The 19,591-nt window shown below is 64.5% G+C and carries 17 protein-coding genes and 1 pseudogene; 9 read left to right on the top strand and 9 right to left on the bottom strand.

The window, feature by feature from the left end; translation table 11 throughout:
- Positions 1-891, bottom strand: a complete 891-nt coding sequence (locus tag EJL01_RS08755; protein WP_125107156.1) for a helix-turn-helix transcriptional regulator — start codon at positions 889-891, stop codon at positions 1-3.
- Positions 892-1,034: 143 nt separating this feature from the next.
- On the opposite strand from EJL01_RS08755, the gene EJL01_RS08750 reads away from it, so the two are divergent.
- Positions 1,035-2,027, top strand: coding sequence for an MFS transporter (locus EJL01_RS08750; RefSeq protein WP_125107155.1), 993 nt, complete (start codon positions 1,035-1,037; stop codon positions 2,025-2,027).
- A 76-nt stretch (positions 2,028-2,103) separates the two neighbouring features.
- A protein-coding gene (locus EJL01_RS08745; protein ID WP_125107154.1) for an IS3 family transposase occupies positions 2,104-3,296 on the top strand; the annotation gives its coding sequence in 2 pieces (ribosomal slippage) (positions 2,104-2,388 and positions 2,391-3,296; 1,191 coding nt in all).
- A 290-nt stretch (positions 3,297-3,586) separates the two neighbouring features.
- On the opposite strand, the gene EJL01_RS08740 is transcribed toward EJL01_RS08745, so the two are convergent.
- The 3 genes from EJL01_RS08740 to EJL01_RS08730 are packed head-to-tail and all read right to left on the bottom strand — an operon-like array spanning position 3,587 to position 4,706.
- Positions 3,587-4,102, bottom strand: a complete 516-nt coding sequence (locus tag EJL01_RS08740; RefSeq protein WP_125107153.1) for a hypothetical protein — start codon at positions 4,100-4,102, stop codon at positions 3,587-3,589.
- A 32-nt stretch (positions 4,103-4,134) separates the two neighbouring features.
- On the bottom strand, positions 4,135-4,485 hold the full coding sequence (locus EJL01_RS08735; RefSeq protein ID WP_125107152.1) for a hypothetical protein: 351 nt from the start codon (positions 4,483-4,485) through the stop codon (positions 4,135-4,137).
- Positions 4,482-4,706 (bottom strand): hypothetical protein, encoded by a 225-nt coding sequence (locus tag EJL01_RS08730; RefSeq protein WP_125107151.1) that lies wholly within the window; start codon positions 4,704-4,706, stop codon positions 4,482-4,484. The genes EJL01_RS08735 and EJL01_RS08730 overlap by 4 nt, the downstream gene beginning before the upstream one ends.
- A 381-nt stretch (positions 4,707-5,087) precedes the next feature.
- Here EJL01_RS08730 and EJL01_RS13420 point away from each other — a divergent pair, with 381 nt between their 5' ends.
- The 7 genes from EJL01_RS13420 to EJL01_RS08695 all read left to right on the top strand — a co-directional run bounded on the left by EJL01_RS13420 (position 5,088) and on the right by EJL01_RS08695 (position 14,758).
- On the top strand, positions 5,088-5,177 hold the full coding sequence (locus tag EJL01_RS13420) for a potassium-transporting ATPase subunit F (RefSeq protein WP_125107150.1): 90 nt from the start codon (positions 5,088-5,090) through the stop codon (positions 5,175-5,177).
- Positions 5,177-6,847, top strand: a complete 1,671-nt coding sequence (gene kdpA, locus EJL01_RS08720) for a potassium-transporting ATPase subunit KdpA (RefSeq protein ID WP_125107149.1) — start codon at positions 5,177-5,179, stop codon at positions 6,845-6,847. Before EJL01_RS13420 ends, kdpA begins: the two co-directional genes overlap by 1 nt.
- Positions 6,848-6,850: 3 nt before the next feature.
- Positions 6,851-9,013 carry a potassium-transporting ATPase subunit KdpB gene (kdpB, locus tag EJL01_RS08715; RefSeq protein ID WP_125107148.1) on the top strand — a complete coding sequence of 721 codons (2,163 nt, stop codon included), beginning with the start codon at positions 6,851-6,853 and terminating at the stop codon, positions 9,011-9,013.
- Positions 9,014-9,037: 24 nt separating this feature from the next.
- Positions 9,038-9,652, top strand: coding sequence for a potassium-transporting ATPase subunit KdpC (gene kdpC / locus EJL01_RS08710; protein ID WP_125107147.1), 615 nt, complete (start codon positions 9,038-9,040; stop codon positions 9,650-9,652).
- A 2-nt stretch (positions 9,653-9,654) separates the two neighbouring features.
- Positions 9,655-12,150, top strand: a complete 2,496-nt coding sequence (locus EJL01_RS08705) for an ATP-binding protein (RefSeq protein WP_125107146.1) — start codon at positions 9,655-9,657, stop codon at positions 12,148-12,150.
- A complete protein-coding gene (locus tag EJL01_RS08700) occupies positions 12,147-12,839 on the top strand; it encodes a response regulator (RefSeq protein ID WP_125107145.1) in 693 nt (230 codons plus the stop codon). Before EJL01_RS08705 ends, EJL01_RS08700 begins: the two co-directional genes overlap by 4 nt.
- Positions 12,840-13,565: 726 nt before the next feature.
- Positions 13,566-14,758, top strand: a protein-coding gene (locus EJL01_RS08695) for an IS3 family transposase (protein WP_125107144.1) whose coding sequence is annotated in 2 segments (ribosomal slippage) — positions 13,566-13,850 and positions 13,853-14,758 — 1,191 coding nt in all. Because the reading frame shifts where the segments join, the coding sequence is not laid out codon by codon here.
- Positions 14,759-14,802: 44 nt separating this feature from the next.
- Here the strand turns inward: EJL01_RS08695 and EJL01_RS08690 are convergent.
- The 5 genes and pseudogenes from EJL01_RS08690 to EJL01_RS08670 all read right to left on the bottom strand — a co-directional run bounded on the left by EJL01_RS08690 (position 14,803) and on the right by EJL01_RS08670 (position 19,590).
- Positions 14,803-16,110, bottom strand: coding sequence for an ISL3 family transposase (locus tag EJL01_RS08690; protein ID WP_125107143.1), 1,308 nt, complete (start codon positions 16,108-16,110; stop codon positions 14,803-14,805).
- Between the two features lie 163 nt (positions 16,111-16,273).
- Positions 16,274-17,448, bottom strand: a protein-coding gene (locus EJL01_RS08685; protein ID WP_241209084.1) for an IS3 family transposase whose coding sequence is annotated in 2 segments (ribosomal slippage) — positions 16,274-17,169 and positions 17,169-17,448 — 1,176 coding nt in all. Because the reading frame shifts where the segments join, the coding sequence is not laid out codon by codon here.
- 79 nt (positions 17,449-17,527) lie between these two features.
- Positions 17,528-17,719: pseudogene (locus EJL01_RS08680) on the bottom strand (IS3-like element ISPfr13 family transposase); the annotation flags it as partial.
- A gap of 240 nt (positions 17,720-17,959) precedes the next feature.
- The gene (locus EJL01_RS08675) at positions 17,960-18,178 is read right to left on the bottom strand and encodes a KTSC domain-containing protein (RefSeq protein ID WP_125107142.1); all 219 of its coding nucleotides are present in this window, start codon (positions 18,176-18,178) and stop codon (positions 17,960-17,962) included.
- Positions 18,175-19,590 carry a DUF2130 domain-containing protein gene (locus tag EJL01_RS08670; protein ID WP_125107141.1) on the bottom strand — a complete coding sequence of 472 codons (1,416 nt, stop codon included), beginning with the start codon at positions 19,588-19,590 and terminating at the stop codon, positions 18,175-18,177. Before EJL01_RS08670 ends, EJL01_RS08675 begins: the two co-directional genes overlap by 4 nt.
- Position 19,591 lies beyond the last annotated feature (1 nt).

The following is a 19,591-nucleotide window of genomic DNA, read 5'->3' as shown; positions in this document are numbered from 1 at the left end:
TCAGCCGCCCGGCCGCTCGGCCCTCGCATCCGCCATCGCGGCATCGACGGCCGATGGCGCCGCCCAGCTCGCGAGCATGCCGAGCGCATCCGCCGAGGGGCTGCCGGGTTCGACGGTGTAGACGAGCATGACGAGCCCGGGGTCGGTCGAGAGCTCGAACGACTCGTATCCAAACTCGAAGTCGCCAATGTCGGCGTGCGTGAGGAGCTTCGCGCCCGAGCGGTGGCGGAACACGTCGTGGGAGGCCCAGAGCGAGCGGAACTGGTCGCTTTGGATGGAAAGCGTGCCGCTGATCTCGATGAGTTCGCGGTCATATGGGTCGCTCGCGGTCGCCGCGTGCAGCAGCGCGACGACGTTGCGCTTCGCGACGTCGAAGTCGCGGTGGAAGCGCGCGGCCGGCGGCTCAAGAAAGAGGTAGTACGCGTAGTTGAAGTGGTCGCCCGAGCCGTCGAGCGGCAGCGAGTAGAGGGCCCGGCCGAGGCGGTTCGCGGCGAGCCGATCGAGGCGCGCGTTCTGCACAAACGCGGGCGTATGGATGGAGTCGAGCACGCGCTGGATGCCCGGGCGCACGGATGTGCGGGTCAAGGAGCGCCGCCGTGGCGCGCGCTGACGCGTGACCTGCACGAGATTGAAGAAGTGTTCGCGCTCGACGTCGTCGAGTTGGAGCGCGCGAGCGATGGCTTCGAGCACTTCACGCGAGGTGCCGGCGATCTTGCCGCGTTCGAGCCGGGCGTAGTAGTCGGTGCTCACGCCGGAGAGGTGGGCGACCTCTTCGCGGCGCAGGCCGGGCACGCGTCGGTTGCCGCTGTAGAGCGGCACGCCGGCCTGCTCGGGTGAGAGGCGGGCGCGGCGCGATGTCAGGAAGCTGCTGATCTCGGCCTTGGTGTCCATGCGTCCACGATAGGCACGGCCGGCGCGCTGAATCAGGACCTGCGAGGCCGTGGTTCAACTCGACCTTCCACGTTCGCGCGGCTGAGCTGATCCTGAGTAGGAGATGGCTCGAGGTGAGTTCGTCACCGCGAAGGAGACTTCTGATGGCTCAGTCGGTCGCCGCGCCTACGCGGCAGCGCCAACGGCTCCCGTTCGTCGTGCCGCTGCTGACGCTCGGCGTTTTCTTGATGATCACGATCGAATACATCGTTGCGGGCCTGCTGCAGGAGGTCGCGGCTGACTTGCACGTGAGCATCGCCCAGGTCGGATTCCTCATCACCGCGTTCGCGGTGGGGATGATCATCGGCTCGCCGGTGATGGCGATCGCGACGCTGCGCCTGCCGCCGCGCATGACCCTCGTACTCGCGCTCGTGGTGTACGCGGTGGCACACGTCGCCGCGGCGCTGAGCGGTAGCTTCACCTTCGTGCTCATCTCGCGCGTCATCACGGCGTTGGCCGCGGGAGCGTTCTGGGCGGTCGATTCCGTGGTGGCCACGACCGCTGCCGGGCCGAGCAATGCGTCGCGTGCCCTCGGCGTCATGATGAGCGGCGTCGGTCTCGCGACCGTCGCGGGTGTGCCCGTCGGGGCGTTCGCCGGCCAGTACCTCGGTTGGCGAGGCATCTTCTGGATGCTCTCAGTGCTCGGGTTGGTCATCGCTCCCGTCATCGGCAAGCTCACGCCGAACAACGCCGATCGGACGGTTCCTTCTATTCGCCGCGAACTGCGCGCGGTCGCGACGGGTCGCATGGCAATTCTCGTCATCGCCACGGTGCTCGCGACGGGTGGCTACATGACGGCGTTCAGCTACTTGTCTCCGCTCGCCACTGACCGCGCAGGTATCCCCGCCGAGGCACTGCCCCTGTTGTTCGTCGCATTTGGCGCCGGTGCCATCATTGGCACGAACCTCGCCGGCCGCTTTGCCGACCGCCGCCCGATGACGACGTTCATCACCGCGACCGCCGCCACCATCGTCGTGATGGCGCTCCTCGTACCGCTGTCGGCGGCGCCGGCCGCGATGTTCGCGCTGATGTTCCTCCTCGGCATCGCAGGGATGGGCATCCCGCCCGTCGGCACCGGCCTCGCGGGTCTGGTGTAGGAACAGGGGGTCTGCTGCACGGATAGGTGACATCTGATCTGGCTTGCCCGCGTGGTGGGCCTGGAAGGATGTTGCTGTGCCCAAGCCCTACCCGAGTGAATTCCGTGACGACGTCGTGCGCGTCGCTCAGAACCGCGAGCCCGGAGTTACGATCGAGCAGATCGCGAAAGATTTCGGCGTCCACCCGATGACCCTGCAGAAATGGTTGCAGCGCGCCGCTGTTGACGACGGCGCGAAGCCCGGCGTTACGCGGACCGAGGCCGCGGAGACCAGGGAGCTGCGCAAGCGAGTCCGGCTCCTCGAGCAGGAGAACGAGGTCCTCCGGAGGGCTGCGGCGTATCTGTCGCAGGCGAACCTGCCGGGAAAAGGTTCTACCCGCTCGTGACAGAGCTCGCCGCATCGGGGATCCCCGTGACGGTGACGTGCCGGGTCTTGAGGCTCTCCCGCCAGCCCTATTACCGGTGGCTGGCATCGCCGATCACCGATAGCGAGGTGGTGGAGGCGTATCGCGCGAACGCGCTGTTCGACGCGCACCGGGACGACCCGGAGTTCGGGCATCGACTCCTCGCTGATGAGGCCCGCGATGCTGGCGAGCCGATGGCGGATCGGACGGCGTGGCGCATCACAGCTTCGAACTGCTGGTGGTCCGTGTTCGGGAAGAAGCGCGGCCGTAACAGCAAGAAGCCCGGCCCCGCGGTGCACGACGACCTCTGCACCGTGACCGACGAGAACGGGCGGGTCCGGCATGAGTTCACCGCCGATGGGCCGAACCAGCTTTGGCTCACCGACATCACCGAACACAAGACCGCCGAGGGCAAGCTCTACCTCTGCGCGATCAAAGACGTGTTCGGGAACAAGATCGTCGGCTACTCGATCGACTCGAGAATGAAGTCAAGTCTTGCTGTCCGAGCGCTCGAGAACGCAGTCGCGATGCGTGGTGCTGTCGCCGGCTGCGTGGTCCACTCCGACCGCGGATCGCAATTCCGAAGCAGGAAGTTCCTTCGCGCGCTATCCCGTCACCACCTGGTCGGCTCGATGGGCCGAGTCGCCTCGTGCGGTGACAACGCCGCGATGGAATCGTTCTTCGCACTACTGCAGAAGAACGTCCTCGACCGGCGATCCTGGACCTCCCGGGAGCAGCTGCGCATCGCGATCGTGACCTGGATCGAACGGACCTATCACCGCCGACGCCGACAGGCCGCTCTCGGGCGTTTGACGCCCATCGAATTCGAAGCCTTCATGAACACGACCGTCGCACTGGCGGCGTGACTAGAAACTGTCACCTATCCGTGCAGCAGACCCCAGGTGGGTGTTAATGGCGTCACGTGCGTTCCGTAGTCGGCTCTTCAACGCTTGGCGGGGATGTTCTGCGTCGGGCATGTGGATGCCGATGACGAGCGCGCGCACTCCGCGACGCTCTGTGGCGTCCTGTGCGCCGACATCGAGGGCGGTCAGGTGCTTCAGACAGTCGAGCTGATCGCCGCACACCAACAGTGGCAACGGCGTCGGACGCCGCTCATCGAGTGGGGTGCTGTAGACGGGCAGGCAGGTGGAGTCCATTACTTGAGGCACCTGCCTTGCCGTTGCGTGTCATCATCTGTTCCTGTGGCATTGCGGGTGGGGTGGAGCGCGATTTGTCCCAAAGCGATCGTACCGACGGAGGCGAGGGCGACGAGGTCATTGGGAGTCGCGGTCTCCGGCAGCCATGCCCGGATCATGCTCTGCTGGTCTGCGGCGTGCACGAGGACCGTCTTGCGGTGACGTGCGTTCGGGCGTTGCAGGAGCACGGTGTCGAGGACACGACCGTCGAGGACGCGGAGGTCGCAGTCGACGGTGAGCTCCATGGGGTGCCACCATCGGCCGCGAGGCGTGCAGGAGAGGATCGTGGCGATCACGATCGTGCGGTACTCCTCCCCGGGCTGACCCGTTCCGCTGGGCGCGATCAGCACGCAGGGTGTGCCGCGCTCAGCCGCAAGGCCGGTGAGTGATTTGTGGCCGACAGTGATGTCACCGTCCGTGAACAAGCTCCCTGCGGGCCAGGTCGGAGTGTCCTGATACAACCCGCCGAGTGCCATCGCTCTTGACGAGATCAGGGTATGGAGGACGCTCATGAGGTCCTCGCGAGTTCGAGGATGCGCGGGGTACGGGCGAGGACGGTCTTCACCGGTGGACGGGGGCGGACTTCGTGAAGTGCGACGGTGCCGACGCAGGGAACGGCCAGCAGGTCGCCTTGATGGAGGTCTCCGGGGAGTGTGACGATTGGGTACGGCCAGGGAGCGGCACCGGATTCGCCGGGGATGAGCTCGATGGTGATGCTCTTCGTCGTTGAGGTGCGTCCGATCAGTCTGCACTCTGACCAGCGCGGGGTGACGCGGTCGAATGCGCAGTCGGTGAGCGCGACCTGTTTGTGTTTCTCGGTGTCGATGCGGAGCGTGACTCGGAAGAGCAGCACGGTCACGTCGTTTCCGATTCCTTGAGCGCGAGCCTGTGCGGGCTTGGGGTGCAGAGGTCACCGGTGAGCACTGCTGGGGTGTCAGTGATCTCCACCAGTCTCATCAAGGACACCCCGCCCACCACGACATCCGAGGTGGTGGGGATGGTGTGCTCCGGCCAATGTTGAGGTTCGAGGGGGTCGGGGATGCTGCGTCTGAGGGTGGGAAGGATCTCGGTGAGAGTCATACCTGCAGTCCTACGCGGCCGCCGACTGGCACGGTATAGCTCCTCACAGAACTCATGCGCGCCTACCGGCCGGTCTTAACGGCCCTGGAAAAACCTGCCCGTGGCCCTCGTCGGACGCATGCACTCAGGCTTGACGGGGTGTCGCGTGAGGGGAATGTCAGAGTCGCGCGGTTCCTCGTATGGGTTCCGTTAGGACGCCTGTATCACGGTGGTCGGCGGGTGTTTGGTCGGGAGTTGCACCCGCATCTCGGGTTGCGCGGCTAGTAGTCCTGCTGTCGCTTTTGTCCGAATGGAGCTTGTCTTGCTTGACATCGTCTACGTGCTGGGCGTGATCGTCCTGTTCGTGGCTGTCGGCCTCGTGGGGAAGGCGGTGGAGAAGCTGTGATCGTATTCGAGCTCCTCGCTGCCGGTCTCGCCATCGCCGCAGTCGTCTATCTTGTGTTCGCCCTCGTGAAGCCGGAGCGTTTCTGATGGAGTGGGGCCTTCTCATCGCGGGCGTCGCCACGCTCGCCCTCGCCCTCGGTCTGCTGTATCGCCCCGTCGGGGATTACATGGCCTGGACCTTTACGACACGAAAGGACTGGGGTGTCGAGCGCGGCATCTACAAGGTCATCGGTGTCGATCCGAAGCAGGAGCAGTCTTGGCAGGCGTATCTGCGATCGGTGCTGTACTTCTCGATCGTCGGCGTGCTTCTGCTTTTCTTACTGCAACGAACCCAGCAGTGGTTGCCGTACTCCCTCGGTAACGAGAACGTCGAATCGGGGGTCGCGTTTAACACGGCGATCTCGTTTGTGACGAACACGAACTGGCAGGCGTATTCGGGTGAGGCGCTATCCTACACTGTCCAGTTCGCTGGTCTCGCCGTGCAGAACTTCGTGTCGGCGGCGACCGGCATCGCTGTCGCGATCGCCCTCGTGCGTGGTTTCGCGTACCGGAGGTCGGGGACGATCGGCAACTTCTGGGTCGACCTCGTCCGCGGCACGTTCCGCATCCTGCTGCCGCTGTCGATCGTTGCAGCGATCGTTCTGATCGCCGGCGGTGTCGTGCAGAACTTCAACGGATACGTTGATGTGACCACAATCACCGGGGGCACGCAGACGATCCCGGGTGGCCCGGTCGCTTCCCAGGAAGCGATCAAGGAACTGGGCACGAACGGCGGTGGCTTCTACAACGCCAACGCTTCGCACCCGTTCGAGAACCCGACCGGCTGGACCAGCCTGTTCCAGTGCTTCCTGATCCTGCTGATCCCGTTCTCTCTTCCCCGTGCGTTCGGGAAGATCGTGGGCGACAACCGTCAGGGATACGCGATCCTCGCCGTCATGGGCACCCTCTACCTTGCCTCGACGTTCACGCTCGCCGTGTTCGAGTTCGCCGGCCGCGGCACCGCGCCCGAACTCGCCGGCGCGGCGATGGAAGGCAAGGAAACCCGCTTCGGCCTGGTGCAGTCCGTCATCTACGCCTCGACGACCACGCTGACTTCGACTGGGTCGGTGAACTCGATGCACGACTCTTACACTGCTCTTGGCGGAATGATGCCGATGCTGAACATGCTGCTGGGCGAGATCGCACCGGGTGGTGTGGGCGCAGGCCTGTACGGAATGCTGATCATCGCGGTGATTGCCGTGTTCGTCGCGGGGCTTCTCGTGGGCCGCACGCCGGAGTACCTGGGCAAGAAGATCGGCCCTCGTGAGATGAAGCTCGCGAGCATGTACATCCTCGTGATGCCGATCCTCGTTCTCGGCGGTGTGGCACTCAGCTTCGCGATCCCCGCATTGCGGGGCAGCATCGTCGATGAGTCGCTTGCGAATACCGGATCGCACGGTCTGTCTGAGGTGATCTACGCGTTTGCCTCCGCGTCGAACAACAACGGGTCTGCGTTCGCGGGTTTGACGGCCAGCACTCCGTGGCTGACCGCCGCACTCGGCGTCGCGATGCTGCTGGGCCGGTTCCTGCCGATCGCTCTCGTCCTGGCGCTGGCCGGGTCGCTGGCCGCGCAGGACAAGGTCCCCGCCACGGCTGGCACGCTGCCGACACACCGCCCACTGTTCGTCGGCCTCACGGTCGGCACCGCGGTCCTGGTGACCGCACTCGTCTTCTTCCCCGTTCTCACGCTGGGTCCCCTGGCGGAAGGGCTGCTGTAAACCATGTCCACCATCACTCACACCCCGTCATCCCCAGAAACAGCGAAGCAGCCCGCAACGGCTGCTCCGCGAAAGACCCTCACCTGGGCGCACGTGCGCGCAGCGCTCCCCGGAGCACTGCGTAAGCTCAACCCTCGCGATCAGTGGCGCAACCCCGTCATGTTCATCGTTTGGGTCGGCGCCGCCCTCACGACACTGCTGGCGATCACCGAACCGTTCCTCGGCGGTCCCGCCGCCTCCGGTGGCACCAGCGTCCCGTGGTCGTTCACCTGGATCATCGCCGTCTGGCTGTGGCTGACCGTCGTGTTCGCGAACCTCGCCGAGTCGATCGCGGAAGGCCGTGGCAAAGCGCAGGCAGACACGCTGCGCAAAACCCGCACCAGCACCACGGCGCATCGTCTCGTCAGCTACCACCCGACTACGGATGCGCCGGCGGAGGAAGCCCTCATCAAAGATGTGTCATCGGCCGATCTACGTCTCGGAGACATCGTTGTTGTCTCGGCCGGAGAGCTGATCCCCGGTGACGGCGACATCGTCTGGGGCATCGCAAGCGTGGACGAATCCGCCATCACCGGCGAGTCCGCACCCGTAGTCCGTGAGTCCGGGGGTGACCGCTCCGCAGTCACCGGCGGCACCCGTGTGCTGTCGGACCGGATCGTAGTGCGCATCACCTCCAAGCCGGGCGAGACGTTCGTGGACCGGATGATCGCGCTCGTTGAAGGTGCCGCCCGCCAGCGCACCCCGAACGAGATCGCGCTGAACATCCTGCTCGCGTCGTTGTCGATCGTGTTCGTCGTCGTCGCGCTCACTCTCAACCCGATCGCGTCCTACCCGGCGAGCCCGGCGAGCATCACCGTCTTGGTCGCGCTGCTGGTCTGCCTCATCCCGACAACGATCGGCGCGTTGCTCTCGGCCATCGGCATCGCAGGGATGGATCGGCTGGTGCAGCGCAATGTGCTCGCGATGTCCGGACGTGCGGTCGAAGCAGCCGGTGACGTGACGACCCTGCTGCTGGACAAGACCGGCACCATCACCTACGGAAACCGCCGCGCCAGCGCCTTCGTCCGCCTCGACGGGGTCCGTGAACAGGAACTCATCGAAGCCGCCGCCCTATCCTCACTCGCCGACCCGACCCCTGAAGGCAAGTCCATCGTCGAACTCGCTCACTCCGAGGGCATCGACGTGACGACCGACCCTCGTGGTGAGATCGTGCCGTTCACCGCGCAGACCCGCATGTCGGGACTCGACTTGTCCGACGGCACGCAGATCCGCAAGGGCGCCGGGAGCGCGATCGTCGGCTGGCTCGAGGAGGACGGAGCGCGGCTGCCCAGCAGCGAACTGGCCGAACTCGACGAGCACGTCGAGCACATCTCCCAGTCCGGCGGAACCCCCCTGGTCGTCGCCGTGAAGTCCGCAAACGGGACGCGCCGGGTCCTCGGCGTCGTCCATCTCAAGGACATCGTGAAGGAAGGACTGACCGAGAGGTTCGCGGAACTGCGCGCAATGGGCATCCGCACCGTGATGGTGACCGGTGACAATCCGCTCACCGCCGCGGCGATCGCCAAGGAAGCCGGCGTCGACGACTTCCTCGCCGAGGCGACCCCGGAGCAGAAACTCGCCTACATCCGCAAGGAGCAGGAGGGCGGCAACCTCGTCGCGATGACCGGTGACGGCACCAACGACGCCCCCGCGCTCGCGCAGGCAGACGTCGGCGTCGCGATGAACACGGGCACGTCGGCGGCGAAAGAGGCCGGCAACATGGTCGATCTCGACTCCGACCCGACCAAACTCATCGACATCGTCGCCATCGGCAAGCAACTGCTCATCACCCGGGGAGCGCTCACCACGTTCTCGATCGCCAACGACATCGCGAAATACTTCGCGATCATCCCCGCGATCTTCATGGGCGTGTTCCCGCAACTCGCGGCGCTGAACATCATGGGGCTGCACTCACCGGCATCCGCCGTGCTGTCCGCGGTGATCTTCAACGCGATCGTGATCGTCTTCCTCGTTCCTCTCGCCCTGCGCGGCGTGAAGTACAGGCCGATGAATGCATCGAAGATCCTCGGCCGCAACCTTGCCGTCTACGGCTTGGGCGGCATCATCACCCCCTTCATCGGCATCTGGCTCATCGACCTGCTCGTGCGCCTGATCCCCGGCTTCTGACACCTTCGAAAAGGAACACACATCATGAACACTGCCACCCGCAGTGGCGGACGCACCTTGTGGGTCGCCACCCGCGCCCTGCTCATGTTCACCGTCGTCCTCGGAATCGGCTACACCCTGCTGATCACCGGGATCGGGCAGCTCGCCTTTCCCGCGCAAGCGAACGGAGCCCCGCTGACCACGAAAGATGGAGACGACGTCGGCTCGTCGCTGATCGGACAATCGTTCACCGACGAGGACGGGAACCCGCTGCCGGAATACTTCCAGAGCAGGCCCTCGGCGGCCGGTGACGGGTACGACGGCACCTCCTCCTCCGGTACCAACCAGGGACCCGAGAACGAGGACCTCATCGCCGTGATCGCCGAGCGCAAGACCCAGATCGCGGAGTTCAACGGGGTAACCGAGGATGAAGTACCCGCCGACGCGGTCACTGCATCCTCCTCAGGACTCGACCCGCACATCAGTCCCGAGTACGCGGCGATTCAGATCAACCGGGTCGCCGAAGCCCGCGGCATCCCCGCTGAGCAGGTGCGGGAACTGGTCGAGGCGCACACCCAGGGGCCGGATGCCGGCTACCTGGGAGAATCGAGGGTGAATGTGCTGGAACTGAATATCGCCCTGGACGAGTGGGAGGACTAATCATGCCGAATCGGGGGCAGCTACGGGTGCTGCTCGGGGCTGCTCCCGGCGTCGGCAAGACCTTCACCATGCTGGAGGACGGTCGGCGCCTGCTCGGAGAGGGGAAGGACGTCGTCCTCGGGATCGTCGAGACCCACGGCCGGGCTGCCACCGCCACGATGACTGAGGGTATCCCCGCCGTCCCGCGTGCCCTCGTCGAACATCGTGGCGTCACGCTTGAGGAGATGGATTTGGAAGCGGTGCTGGACCGCAAGCCTGCCGTCGCGCTCGTCGACGAACTCGCGCACACCAACGCACCCGGGTCGAAGAACGACAAACGGTGGCAGGACGTCGAAGAACTCCTCGCTGCGGGGATCGACGTGATCTCCACCCTCAACATCCAGCACATCGAATCTCTCAACGATGTCGTTGAGCAGATCACCGGCGTCCCGCAGCGCGAGACCGTCCCGGATAGCTTCCTGCGCGGGGCCGAGCAGATCGAGGTCGTCGATCTCGCGCCCCAAGCCCTCCGGGATCGGCTCAGCGGCGGGTTCGTGTACCCGGCTGAACGCATCGATGCCGCCCTGTCGAACTACTTCCGTCTCGGGAATCTCACCGCGCTGCGCGAACTCGCCCTCATCTGGCTCGCCGATGAAGTCGACCAAGCGTTGAAGGGATACCGGAAAGATCACGGCATCGATAGCACCTGGGAGGCCCGAGAACGCGTCGTCGTCGCCCTTACCGGCGGCCCCGAGGGCGAAACACTGCTGCGTCGCGGCGCACGCATCGCCGCCCGTTCCGCCGGCGGAGAACTCATCGCCGTGCACATCACCAGCCAAGACGGGCTCCGCTCAGGCAACCCGGCAACCTTGGCAGAGCAGCGGGCGCTCGTGGAGAAACTCAACGGCACCTACCACCAGGTCATCGGCGACGACATCCCCACCGCGCTGGTGGAGTTCGCCCGCTCCGTCAACGCCACCCAGCTCGTCCTCGGCGCCAGCCGCCGCGGACGAGTTACCGCAGCATTCACCGGACCCGGCATCGGCGCGACTGTGGTCCGCGAGTCCGGCGACATCGACGTGCACATGGTCAATCACGCCGCCGCCGGGAAACGCTTCACCCTGCCGCCGCTCACCGGGTCACTCACTCGTAAACGTCGCATTCTCGGGTTCGTTGTCGCACTTCTCGGCGGTCCTGCCCTCACTGCACTGCTGACGCTGTTTCGTAGCGAAGACTCCATCACCACGGACGTTCTCTCCTATCAGCTCCTCGTCGTCATCGTCGCCCTGGTCGGTGGGATCTGGCCGGCCCTGTTCGCTGCGGTGCTGTCCGGGATCACCCTGGATTTCCTGTTCATCGAGCCGTTGTACACGATCCACATCCACCAGTCCCACCACCTCCTTGCCCTCATCCTGTACGTCGTGATCGCGAGCCTGGTGAGCTTCATCGTCGACCGTGCCGCCCGCTACACCCGTGCTGCCCGCAGATCCGCCGCCGAATCCGAACTCATCCAGACCATCGCCGGCAGCGTCCTGCGTGGTGACAACGCGATCCAGGCACTCATCGACCGCACCCGCGAAGCATTCCAACTCCCCGGCGTCCGTCTCATGCGCGGCGACGACGTCCTCGCCAGCTCGGGTGAACCCGTGCCCGACAACCACCACACCAGCATCCGCGTCACCGACGACACCACCCTCGAACTGCACGGCCCCGATCTCGCCGCGGCGGAGCAACGCCTCCTTGCGGTCGTCTCCGCCCAACTCACCGCCGCCCTCGAACACCAGCACCTCACCCAGACGGCGAAGCAGATCGAACCGATCGCAGCATCCGACCGGGTCCGCGGCGCCCTTCTGTCGGCTCTCAGCCATGATCTGCGCCGCCCGCTGGCAGCAGCAGCAGCTGCCGTCGGCGGGCTCAAAGCGGCAGGACCCGACCTGGCGTCCAATGACAAGAAGGAACTCCTCGACACCGCCGATGAGAGCCTCGCAGCCCTCGCGGCCCTCGTCACCGACCTCCTCGACGTCAGCCGACTACAAGCCGGGGTCCTCACGATCGCCGACATCCCCACCGACCCGGCAGAGACCATCGCCCCAGCCCTCGACGAACTCCACCTCGGACCCACCGACGTCACCCTCAACCTCGCCCACGATGACGCGCTCGCCGACGCCGACCCCGTACTCCTGCAACGAGTCCTGGTGAACCTCCTCGCCAATGCCCACCGCTACACCCCGGCCGGCACACCGATCCATGTCAGCACCAGCACCTTCGGTGACCGGCTCGAGATCCGCATCATCGACCGCGGCCCCGGCATCCCGCCCGAGAAGCTTGACGACATCTTCCTACCCTTCCAACGCCTCGGCGACACCGACAACACCACCGGCCTCGGCCTCGGCCTCGCACTCTCCCGCGGGTTCATCGAAGCGATGCACGGCACCCTCACCCCCGAAGACACCCCCGGGGGCGGGCTCACCATGGTCATCTCCCTCAACACCACCAGCACCAGCCAGGAGCAATCATGAGAATCCTGATCGCCGATGACGACCCGCAGATCCTCCGCGCCCTGCGCATCACGCTCACCGCCAAGGGCTACCAGATCTTCACCGCCGCCGACGGTGCCGAAGCGATCGCCGCCGCCATCGACCGCCACCCCGACATCTTCCTCATCGACCTCGGCATGCCCAAGCTCGACGGCATCGAAGTCATCCACGGCATCCGCGGCTGGTCGCAGGCACCCATCCTCGTCGTCTCCGGACGTGCCGGCGCTGCTGACAAAGTCGAAGCCCTCGACGCCGGCGCGGACGACTACATCACCAAACCCTTCGCCGTCGAAGAACTCCTCGCCCGCATCCGCGCACTCACCCGCAGAGTCCCCCCAGGTGACGCCACCCCCGTCGTCCACCTCGGCGCGGTGACCATCGACCTCGCCGCGCACAGCGTCACCCGCGACACTCCCGACGGGCAAAAGCAGATCCGCCTCACCCCCACGGAATGGCAGTTCATCGACATCCTCATCCGCAACGCCGGGAAGCTCGTCACTCGCCAAACCATCCTCACCACCATCTGGGGCACTGAACACGCCGAAGACACCGGCTACCTCCGCCTCTACGTCTCCCAGCTGCGACGCAAGCTCGAAGAAGACCCCACCAACCCCGTGCATCTCCTGACCGAGCCGGGCATGGGGTACCGTCTCGACGGCATGACCACCTGACCTTCGCGACGCCGACGCAACCATGCGTATCCTCGACACCCTCGGTGAGCTGCTGTACTGGAGCGGTGTGATCATCGGCGTCCCTTTCGCCATCGCCGCCCCATCATCCGCGCCGTCGACGGGCCCCGCCTCGCCACGAACGTCACCATCGTCGAGGACCTCGACCAGAGAGACCGATCGTGATGTGGAGCGTGCAGGACCGCACATACACGCGCCCCTCACAGCACGCGACGAGATCCGTGACCGCGACTCGACAAGCGTCACAGGTTTCGTATCAGAACGCGATCCAGAGAGGCTTGAACTTCATAAGCGCTCACACGCTGAGCGCATATGCCGGACCCTCGCGGTGCCCATGCTCAGCACCGCAGTAGTAGGGTTTCATTGCGTCACTTCAAGCGATGTTCTGGTGACAAACCCGGCTCAACCGTCGGTGCGGTGAGTCCAGTGCGAGGTTCGCGTTAGGGTTCTCGACCCGCATCGTATGGGTACCGTTAGGGGTACTCGATTCTCGGCGGCGACTAGCCTTCGATTGGCGAGTATGACGGTCGATGGTCGACAGGACGTATTCACGAGGCCCAACGGCGTGTCGTTGGCGCCGGTGGCCACGTTTTCGCCACTCCTCGCCCGAACCCAGGTCGCGCACGCGCCGGTTGACCCGGGACTGCTGCACGGATAGGTGACATCTGATCTGGCTTGCCCGCGTGGTGGGCCTGGAAGGATGTTGCTGTGCCCAAGCCCTACCCGAGTGAATTCCGTGACGACGTCGTGCGCGTCGCTCAGAACCGCGAGCCCGGAGTCACGATCGAGCAGATCGCGAAAGATTTCGGCGTCCACCCGATGACCCTGCAGAAATGGTTGCAGCGCGCCGCTGTTGACGACGGCGCGAAGCCCGGCGTTACGCGGACCGAGGCCGCGGAGACCAGGGAGCTGCGCAAGCGAGTCCGGCTCCTCGAGCAGGAGAACGAGGTCCTCCGGAGGGCTGCGGCGTATCTGTCGCAGGCGAACCTGCCGGGAAAAGGTTCTACCCGCTCGTGACAGAGCTCGCCGCATCGGGGATCCCCGTGACGGTGACGTGCCGGGTCTTGAGGCTCTCCCGCCAGCCCTATTACCGGTGGCTGGCATCTCCGATCACCGATAGCGAGGTGGTGGAGGCGTATCGCGCGAACGCGCTGTTCGACGCGCACCGGGACGACCCGGAGTTCGGGCATCGACTCCTCGCTGATGAGGCCCGCGATGCTGGCGAGCCAATGGCGGATCGGACGGCGTGGCGCATCACAGCTTCGAACTGCTGGTGGTCCGTGTTCGGGAAGAAGCGCGGCCGTAACAGCAAGAAGCCCGGCCCCGCGGTGCACGACGACCTCTGCACCGTGACCGACGAGAACGGGCGGGTCCGGCATGAGTTCACCGCCGATGGGCCGAACCAGCTTTGGCTCACCGACATCACCGAACACAAGACCGCCGAGGGCAAGCTCTACCTCTGCGCGATCAAAGACGTGTTCGGGAACAAGATCGTCGGCTACTCGATCGACTCGAGAATGAAGTCAAGTCTTGCTGTCCGAGCGCTCGAGAACGCAGTCGCGATGCGTGGTGCTGTCGCCGGCTGCGTGGTCCACTCCGACCGCGGATCGCAATTCCGAAGCAGGAAGTTCCTGCGCGCGCTATCCCGTCACCACCTGGTCGGCTCGATGGGCCGAGTCGCCTCGTGCGGTGACAACGCCGCGATGGAATCGTTCTTCGCACTACTGCAGAAGAACGTCCTCGACCGGCGATCCTGGACCTCCCGGGAGCAGCTGCGCATCGCGATCGTGACCTGGATCGAACGGACCTATCACAGCCGACGCCGACAGGCCGCTCTCGGGCGTTTGACGCCCATCGAATTCGAAGCCATCATGAACACGACCGTCGCACTGGCGGCGTGACTAGAAACTGTCACCTATCCGTGCAGCAGTCCCAATCCGGCTCATCACAATCCAGGGTGTAGTCGGGGTCTGAACCCTCCGGCCTCGAGTAGCGATCGCGTGATGTAGTGCGGCAGGTTCCGGAATCCTAGGGCGGAGCCGCGGAGGTGCTCGAGCCTGCCGTTGATGGCCTCGGTGGGTCCGTTGCTGGTTCCGGGCCGGTCGAAGAACGCGAGAATGTCAGCGGCGCGCTGCTTCAAGGTGCGGCCGAGCCGACGGATTTCGACCAGCGCGGCGGGAACGCCCGTGCTGACCGATTCGATCACGGCCTGCATCATCTGTTTGCCGAGGTCCTTGTCGGGTTCGCGATACGCGGCGATCATGCGCTGGTAGATGCCCCAGGTCGCTTCGACCTCGACGTGCTCGTCGGCGGCGAACAGCACCTCCAGTCGGGTCCTTTGTCGGTCAGTGAGCAGCTTGTCGCCGGTATGCAGGGTGCGTCGGGCCTGGTAGAGCGGGTCGCCCTTCATCCCGCGCCGGCCGAACACGTCCTGCTGGACGCGACGCCGGCAGACATCGAGCGCGTCTCCGGCGAGACGGACCACATGGAACGGGTCCATGACGGGGACGGCGTCGGGGAGTTCTTCGGCCGCGGCGGTCTTGAATCCGCTGAACCCGTCCATCGCGACGACCTCGATCCGATCCCGCCAGTGCTTCGGACGGGCGGCGAGCCACTGCTTGAACACCGCCTTGGAGCGGCCCTCGACCATGTCCAGCAGCCTGGCCGGGCCTGTCTTGTTCCGGTTCGGGGTGAGGTCGATGATCACCGTGACGTACTTGTCGCCGAAGCGGGTATGCCGCCAGACATGCTCATCGACGCCGACCGTGGTGACCCCGTCGAACCTCGTCGGGTCGTCGATGAGACGACGCTTGCCCTCGGCGAGGATCGCAGTGTTCGCGGTATGCCAGGACACCCCAAGGCCTGCGGCCGCCCGGGAGACGGTGAGGTGGTCGACCACGATCGCCTCCAGCGCCCACCCGAGCCCGCCACGGGAGATCTTCGCCCGCGTGGCGGCGGCCTTCGTGGTGTCCTCCCGCCACGTGCGCCGGCAGTGATCACACCGATAGCGGCGGACCCGGACCAGCAGGGTCGTGGGCCGGTGCCCGAACGGCTCGTGCGCAAGTCGGCGGGCGACCGTGTCTCGCACGACGCCTTCGGCGCCGCACTTGCGACACCACGGGTCCGACTCGATGACGCGACACTCGATCACCGCCCGATCCGGTTCGAGACGTTGCCCGACGGCCTCAAGACCGAGCTCGTCGAGTCGGCAGAACGTCGTGAGACAGGGCGCGGCGAAGGTAGCGTTGAACACGTCGAGGTCTTTCAGATGGGCAGTGTAGGAACTTCCATCCTGGAAGACCTCGACCCCTATCCGTGAACCAGCACGCCCATCCCGACTACACCCTCAACTGCGAAGAGCCCGTTTGATCTCGGCGAGCTCAGGGGACTGCCGAAGGTTTGGTTGACCTCCGGGTTTATGCCGCCAGTGTAGCGGCTGGGTTCATGATGAGTTCGAACTCGATGGGGGTGAGTTTCCCGAGTCGGCGTTGACGGCGTTTGCGGTGGTACTTGCCCTCGATCCAGGACACGATGGCCAGGCGCAGTTCCTCTCGTGTGCCCCAGGATCGACGGTCGAGGACGTTCTTCTGCAGGAGCGCGAAGAACGACTCCATCGCGGCGTTATCGCCACATGCCCCGACCCTGCCCATCGAGCCACGTAGCCTGTGGCGCTTCAGCGCTTTGCGGAAGCGGCGCGACCGGAATTGGGACCCTCTATCGGAATGGACGATCACCCCAGCGGGCCGGCCTCGGTGGGCCACTGCCATCTCGAGCGCGTTGACGGCGATCCGGGCCTTCATCCGTGAATCGATCGAGTAGCCGACGATCCGGTTGGAGAACACGTCCTTGATCGCACACAGGTAGACCTTGCCCTCGCGGGTGCGGTGCTCGGTGATGTCGGTCAGCCATAGCTCGTTGGGGCCGTCGGCGCTGAACTGCCTGTTGACCAGGTCATCGTGAACCGGCGCGCCGGCCTTCTTGTAGCGAGTCTTCCGCGTGGTGAACACCGATTGGATGCCGGCGACCCGGCACAACCGCCACACTCTGCGCTCGGACAACTCGTAGCCCAACTCAGCGAGGTCGTCTGCCAGCACCCGGTAGCCGCCCTCCGGGTCGTCGTTGTGAAGCTGATGCAACACCGAGATGAGCTCTTGCTCCTCGGCCTCACGGGCTGACACCGGTTGCTTGAGCCACTTGTAGTAGCCCTGTTTGGAGAATCCCAGTATCCGGCACGCGACCGCCACCGGCACCCTCACCCGGGCACCGACCGCGGCCATCTCCTTCACGAGCGGATAGATCATTTTGGGGGCGTGATGTGAGCCTGCGACAGATACGCCGCCGCGCGCCGTAGCACCTCGTTTTCCATCTCCAACTCCCGGATCCGACGCAGTGCCTGCGACATGTCCTTGCGCGCCTCTGGATCGGTGGTCGGGGTCATCCCATGGGACTTGAACCTCGCGTCACGGAGCCATGCCTGCAGCGTGGTTTTCGCCACTCCGAGGTCCTTGACGACCTGCTTTTGAGGGATACCCGACTCGACCAACGCGACCGCGTCGCGCTTGAACTCGTCGGTGTAGGTGATCTTCGGCATGGTTGCCATCCTTTCAGCACGACGCCCTCTCAGGAATCATGCGGTCTTGGAGTCAACCAAACCTTCGGCAGTCCCCAGTGCTGGTGTGGCCCTCGCGTTCACCGGCATCGATATCGGCTTGGCGCACCCAACGCAGCAGCGTTTCCGAGCCGACGCCTTCCTGGCGGGCGACTGCGACGATGGCCTGCGCACTTGACGGGTACTCGCTGCGATGCTCACGCACGAGCCTGACGGCGCGCTCACGGAGCGCGAGATCGATTTTCTTTGGCATGATGCCATCCTTTCAACTCGAAAAGATGCGGCACCAAACCCACGGCGATTCAGATAGCCGAGATGATTCGTCTTTACGAATCTGGCCTCTCCCTCTCGAAAGTGGGTGAGCGTCTCGGTTTCAACGCGACCACGGTGCTGCACCGAATACGTGCGGCAGGAAAAACGACTCGCAGCTCGCCCCAGCGATGAAGATCGACGGGCCTTACACACAGAGGCTGCGCAGAATGAGTACTGACGCCTAGCTGTCGACCTTACGTACTGAGTACCCCGCCTTCTTGACGTTTGCGTCCAAGTAACGGCCAACGCTCGGGGCAGCCAACAGCCCTTTGTAAACGGACAGCGGAACGCCGAGGTACTGATAGACACCTCCCTTGATAAACGCGACCTCCAGTGTCTTCGTCTCCGGGTTGTAGCCGACTTCAGCTACGTTGCTACTGACTACTGGCACTCGATTCATTCGTCGACTCCTTCGTCGTCTTTCGCGGCTTCTAGCTCCGCGAACTTGGCTGCCATCGTCGGGTTACTCCTGGTCAGTTTCTTGATGGTCACATCCTGAGCTTTGTCGTTAGCGAGCCGCAGATTGCGTTCGGAGCCAAGGAGCGCCTCCTTCGCCTTTTGGAGACGATCGATGGATTTGTCAATCTCGTCGATGGCGGTATGGAAACGTCGCGCGGCGAGGTCGTAGTTCTTGCCAAACGCGGCCTTGAAGGTGTCGAGCTCGTTCTCGAAGTTCGTGATGTCGATGTTCTGCGCCTTCATCAGGGCGAGTTCATTCTTGTAGGTGAGCGCGTTGAGCGCTGCGTCGCGCAGCAGGGTGATCATCTGGATGAAGAACTGCGGACGGATCACGTACATCTTCGGGTAGCGATACGAGACGTCCACGATTCCGGTGTTGTAGAGATCGCTCTCCGGTTCCAGAAGGGAAACGAGGATCCCATACTCGCATCCCTTCTCCGTGCGATCCTTATCGAGCTCTTTGAGGAAGTCTTCGTTCTTCTTCTTGGTGGCTGTGGTGTCGCTCTCGTTCTTCATCTCGAACATGATTGACACGATCTCGGTACCCGACTCGTCGGAGTCGCGGAAGATGAAGTCGCCCTTACTCCCCGTGCGGGCGTCATTGTCTTTCTCGAAGTAGGCACGGGGGAAGGCTGTGGCGCGGATGCGGTTGAACTCTATCTCGCAGTGCTGCTCGAGCGTCTCGCCGACCATCTTGGTTGAGAGCTTGGCCTTCATATCCCGCAGCCGCTCAATCGCGTCGTCGCGGTCCTTGATCTGGGTCTCGTACTTGTCTCTGAGCGACTTCTCCGCGAGCTGCTTCTCCAGTTCGACTTTCTCGAGTCCGCTCTTGAACTCGTCGCGCTCCTTCTCGACGACACTCACCGCTTCGGTGATCGCCAGCTTCTGCGACACTTCGATGCTCTCGAGCTTGGCCTTCAGATCCTGAATCTCGGCGTCTTTCGCCGAGGCCGTCTTCTGCAGCTCAGCGGCGAGCTTAGCCTCGACTAGCTCGACGGCGGACTGCTTCTCCTGCTTGGCCTTCTCCAGCTCTCCGGAGAGCGAATCGCGCTCCTTCTCAACAGTCGCGAGCGCCTCCGTCACGGCGAGCTTCAGTTGAACGTCACCGGCGTCGAGCTTGGCCTTCAGATCCTGAATCTCGGTGTCTTTGGCGGCGGCAGCCTTCTGCAACTCTCTCGCAGCCTTCGCTTCGGCCAGTTCCAGAGCCTTCTGCTTGTCCTGATCGGCGAGTTCGAGACGCTCATGGAGTTGCTTTTCGAACTCACTATCACGCACCTGCTTCACGATGTCGGCATACCCCGCCTCATCGATGGTGAACGTCTTCCCGCAATGCGGGCACTTGATCTCATGCATG

The organism is Gulosibacter massiliensis (genome assembly GCF_900626105.1).
Lineage (GTDB): Bacteria > Actinomycetota > Actinomycetes > Actinomycetales > Microbacteriaceae > Gulosibacter > Gulosibacter sediminis.
Note: the sequence above shows the minus strand (reverse complement) of the source record. Positions and strands in the feature narration are given on the sequence as shown.

Coding starts and splice junctions, on each gene's coding strand:
- EJL01_RS08750 (WP_125107155.1), top strand. CDS start 1,035: ATGGCTCAGTCGGTCGCCGCGCCTACGCGGCAGCGCCAACGGCTCCCG.
- kdpA (WP_125107149.1), top strand. CDS start 5,177: ATGGAGTGGGGCCTTCTCATCGCGGGCGTCGCCACGCTCGCCCTCGCC.
- EJL01_RS08730 (WP_125107151.1), bottom strand. CDS start 4,706: ATGACTCTCACCGAGATCCTTCCCACCCTCAGACGCAGCATCCCCGAC.
- EJL01_RS08740 (WP_125107153.1), bottom strand. CDS start 4,102: ATGGCACTCGGCGGGTTGTATCAGGACACTCCGACCTGGCCCGCAGGG.
- EJL01_RS08670 (WP_125107141.1), bottom strand. CDS start 19,590: ATGCATGAGATCAAGTGCCCGCATTGCGGGAAGACGTTCACCATCGAT.
- kdpC (WP_125107147.1), top strand. CDS start 9,038: ATGAACACTGCCACCCGCAGTGGCGGACGCACCTTGTGGGTCGCCACC.
- EJL01_RS08755 (WP_125107156.1), bottom strand. CDS start 891: ATGGACACCAAGGCCGAGATCAGCAGCTTCCTGACATCGCGCCGCGCC.
- EJL01_RS08705 (WP_125107146.1), top strand. CDS start 9,655: ATGCCGAATCGGGGGCAGCTACGGGTGCTGCTCGGGGCTGCTCCCGGC.
- kdpB (WP_125107148.1), top strand. CDS start 6,851: ATGTCCACCATCACTCACACCCCGTCATCCCCAGAAACAGCGAAGCAG.
- EJL01_RS08700 (WP_125107145.1), top strand. CDS start 12,147: ATGAGAATCCTGATCGCCGATGACGACCCGCAGATCCTCCGCGCCCTG.
- EJL01_RS08675 (WP_125107142.1), bottom strand. CDS start 18,178: ATGAATCGAGTGCCAGTAGTCAGTAGCAACGTAGCTGAAGTCGGCTAC.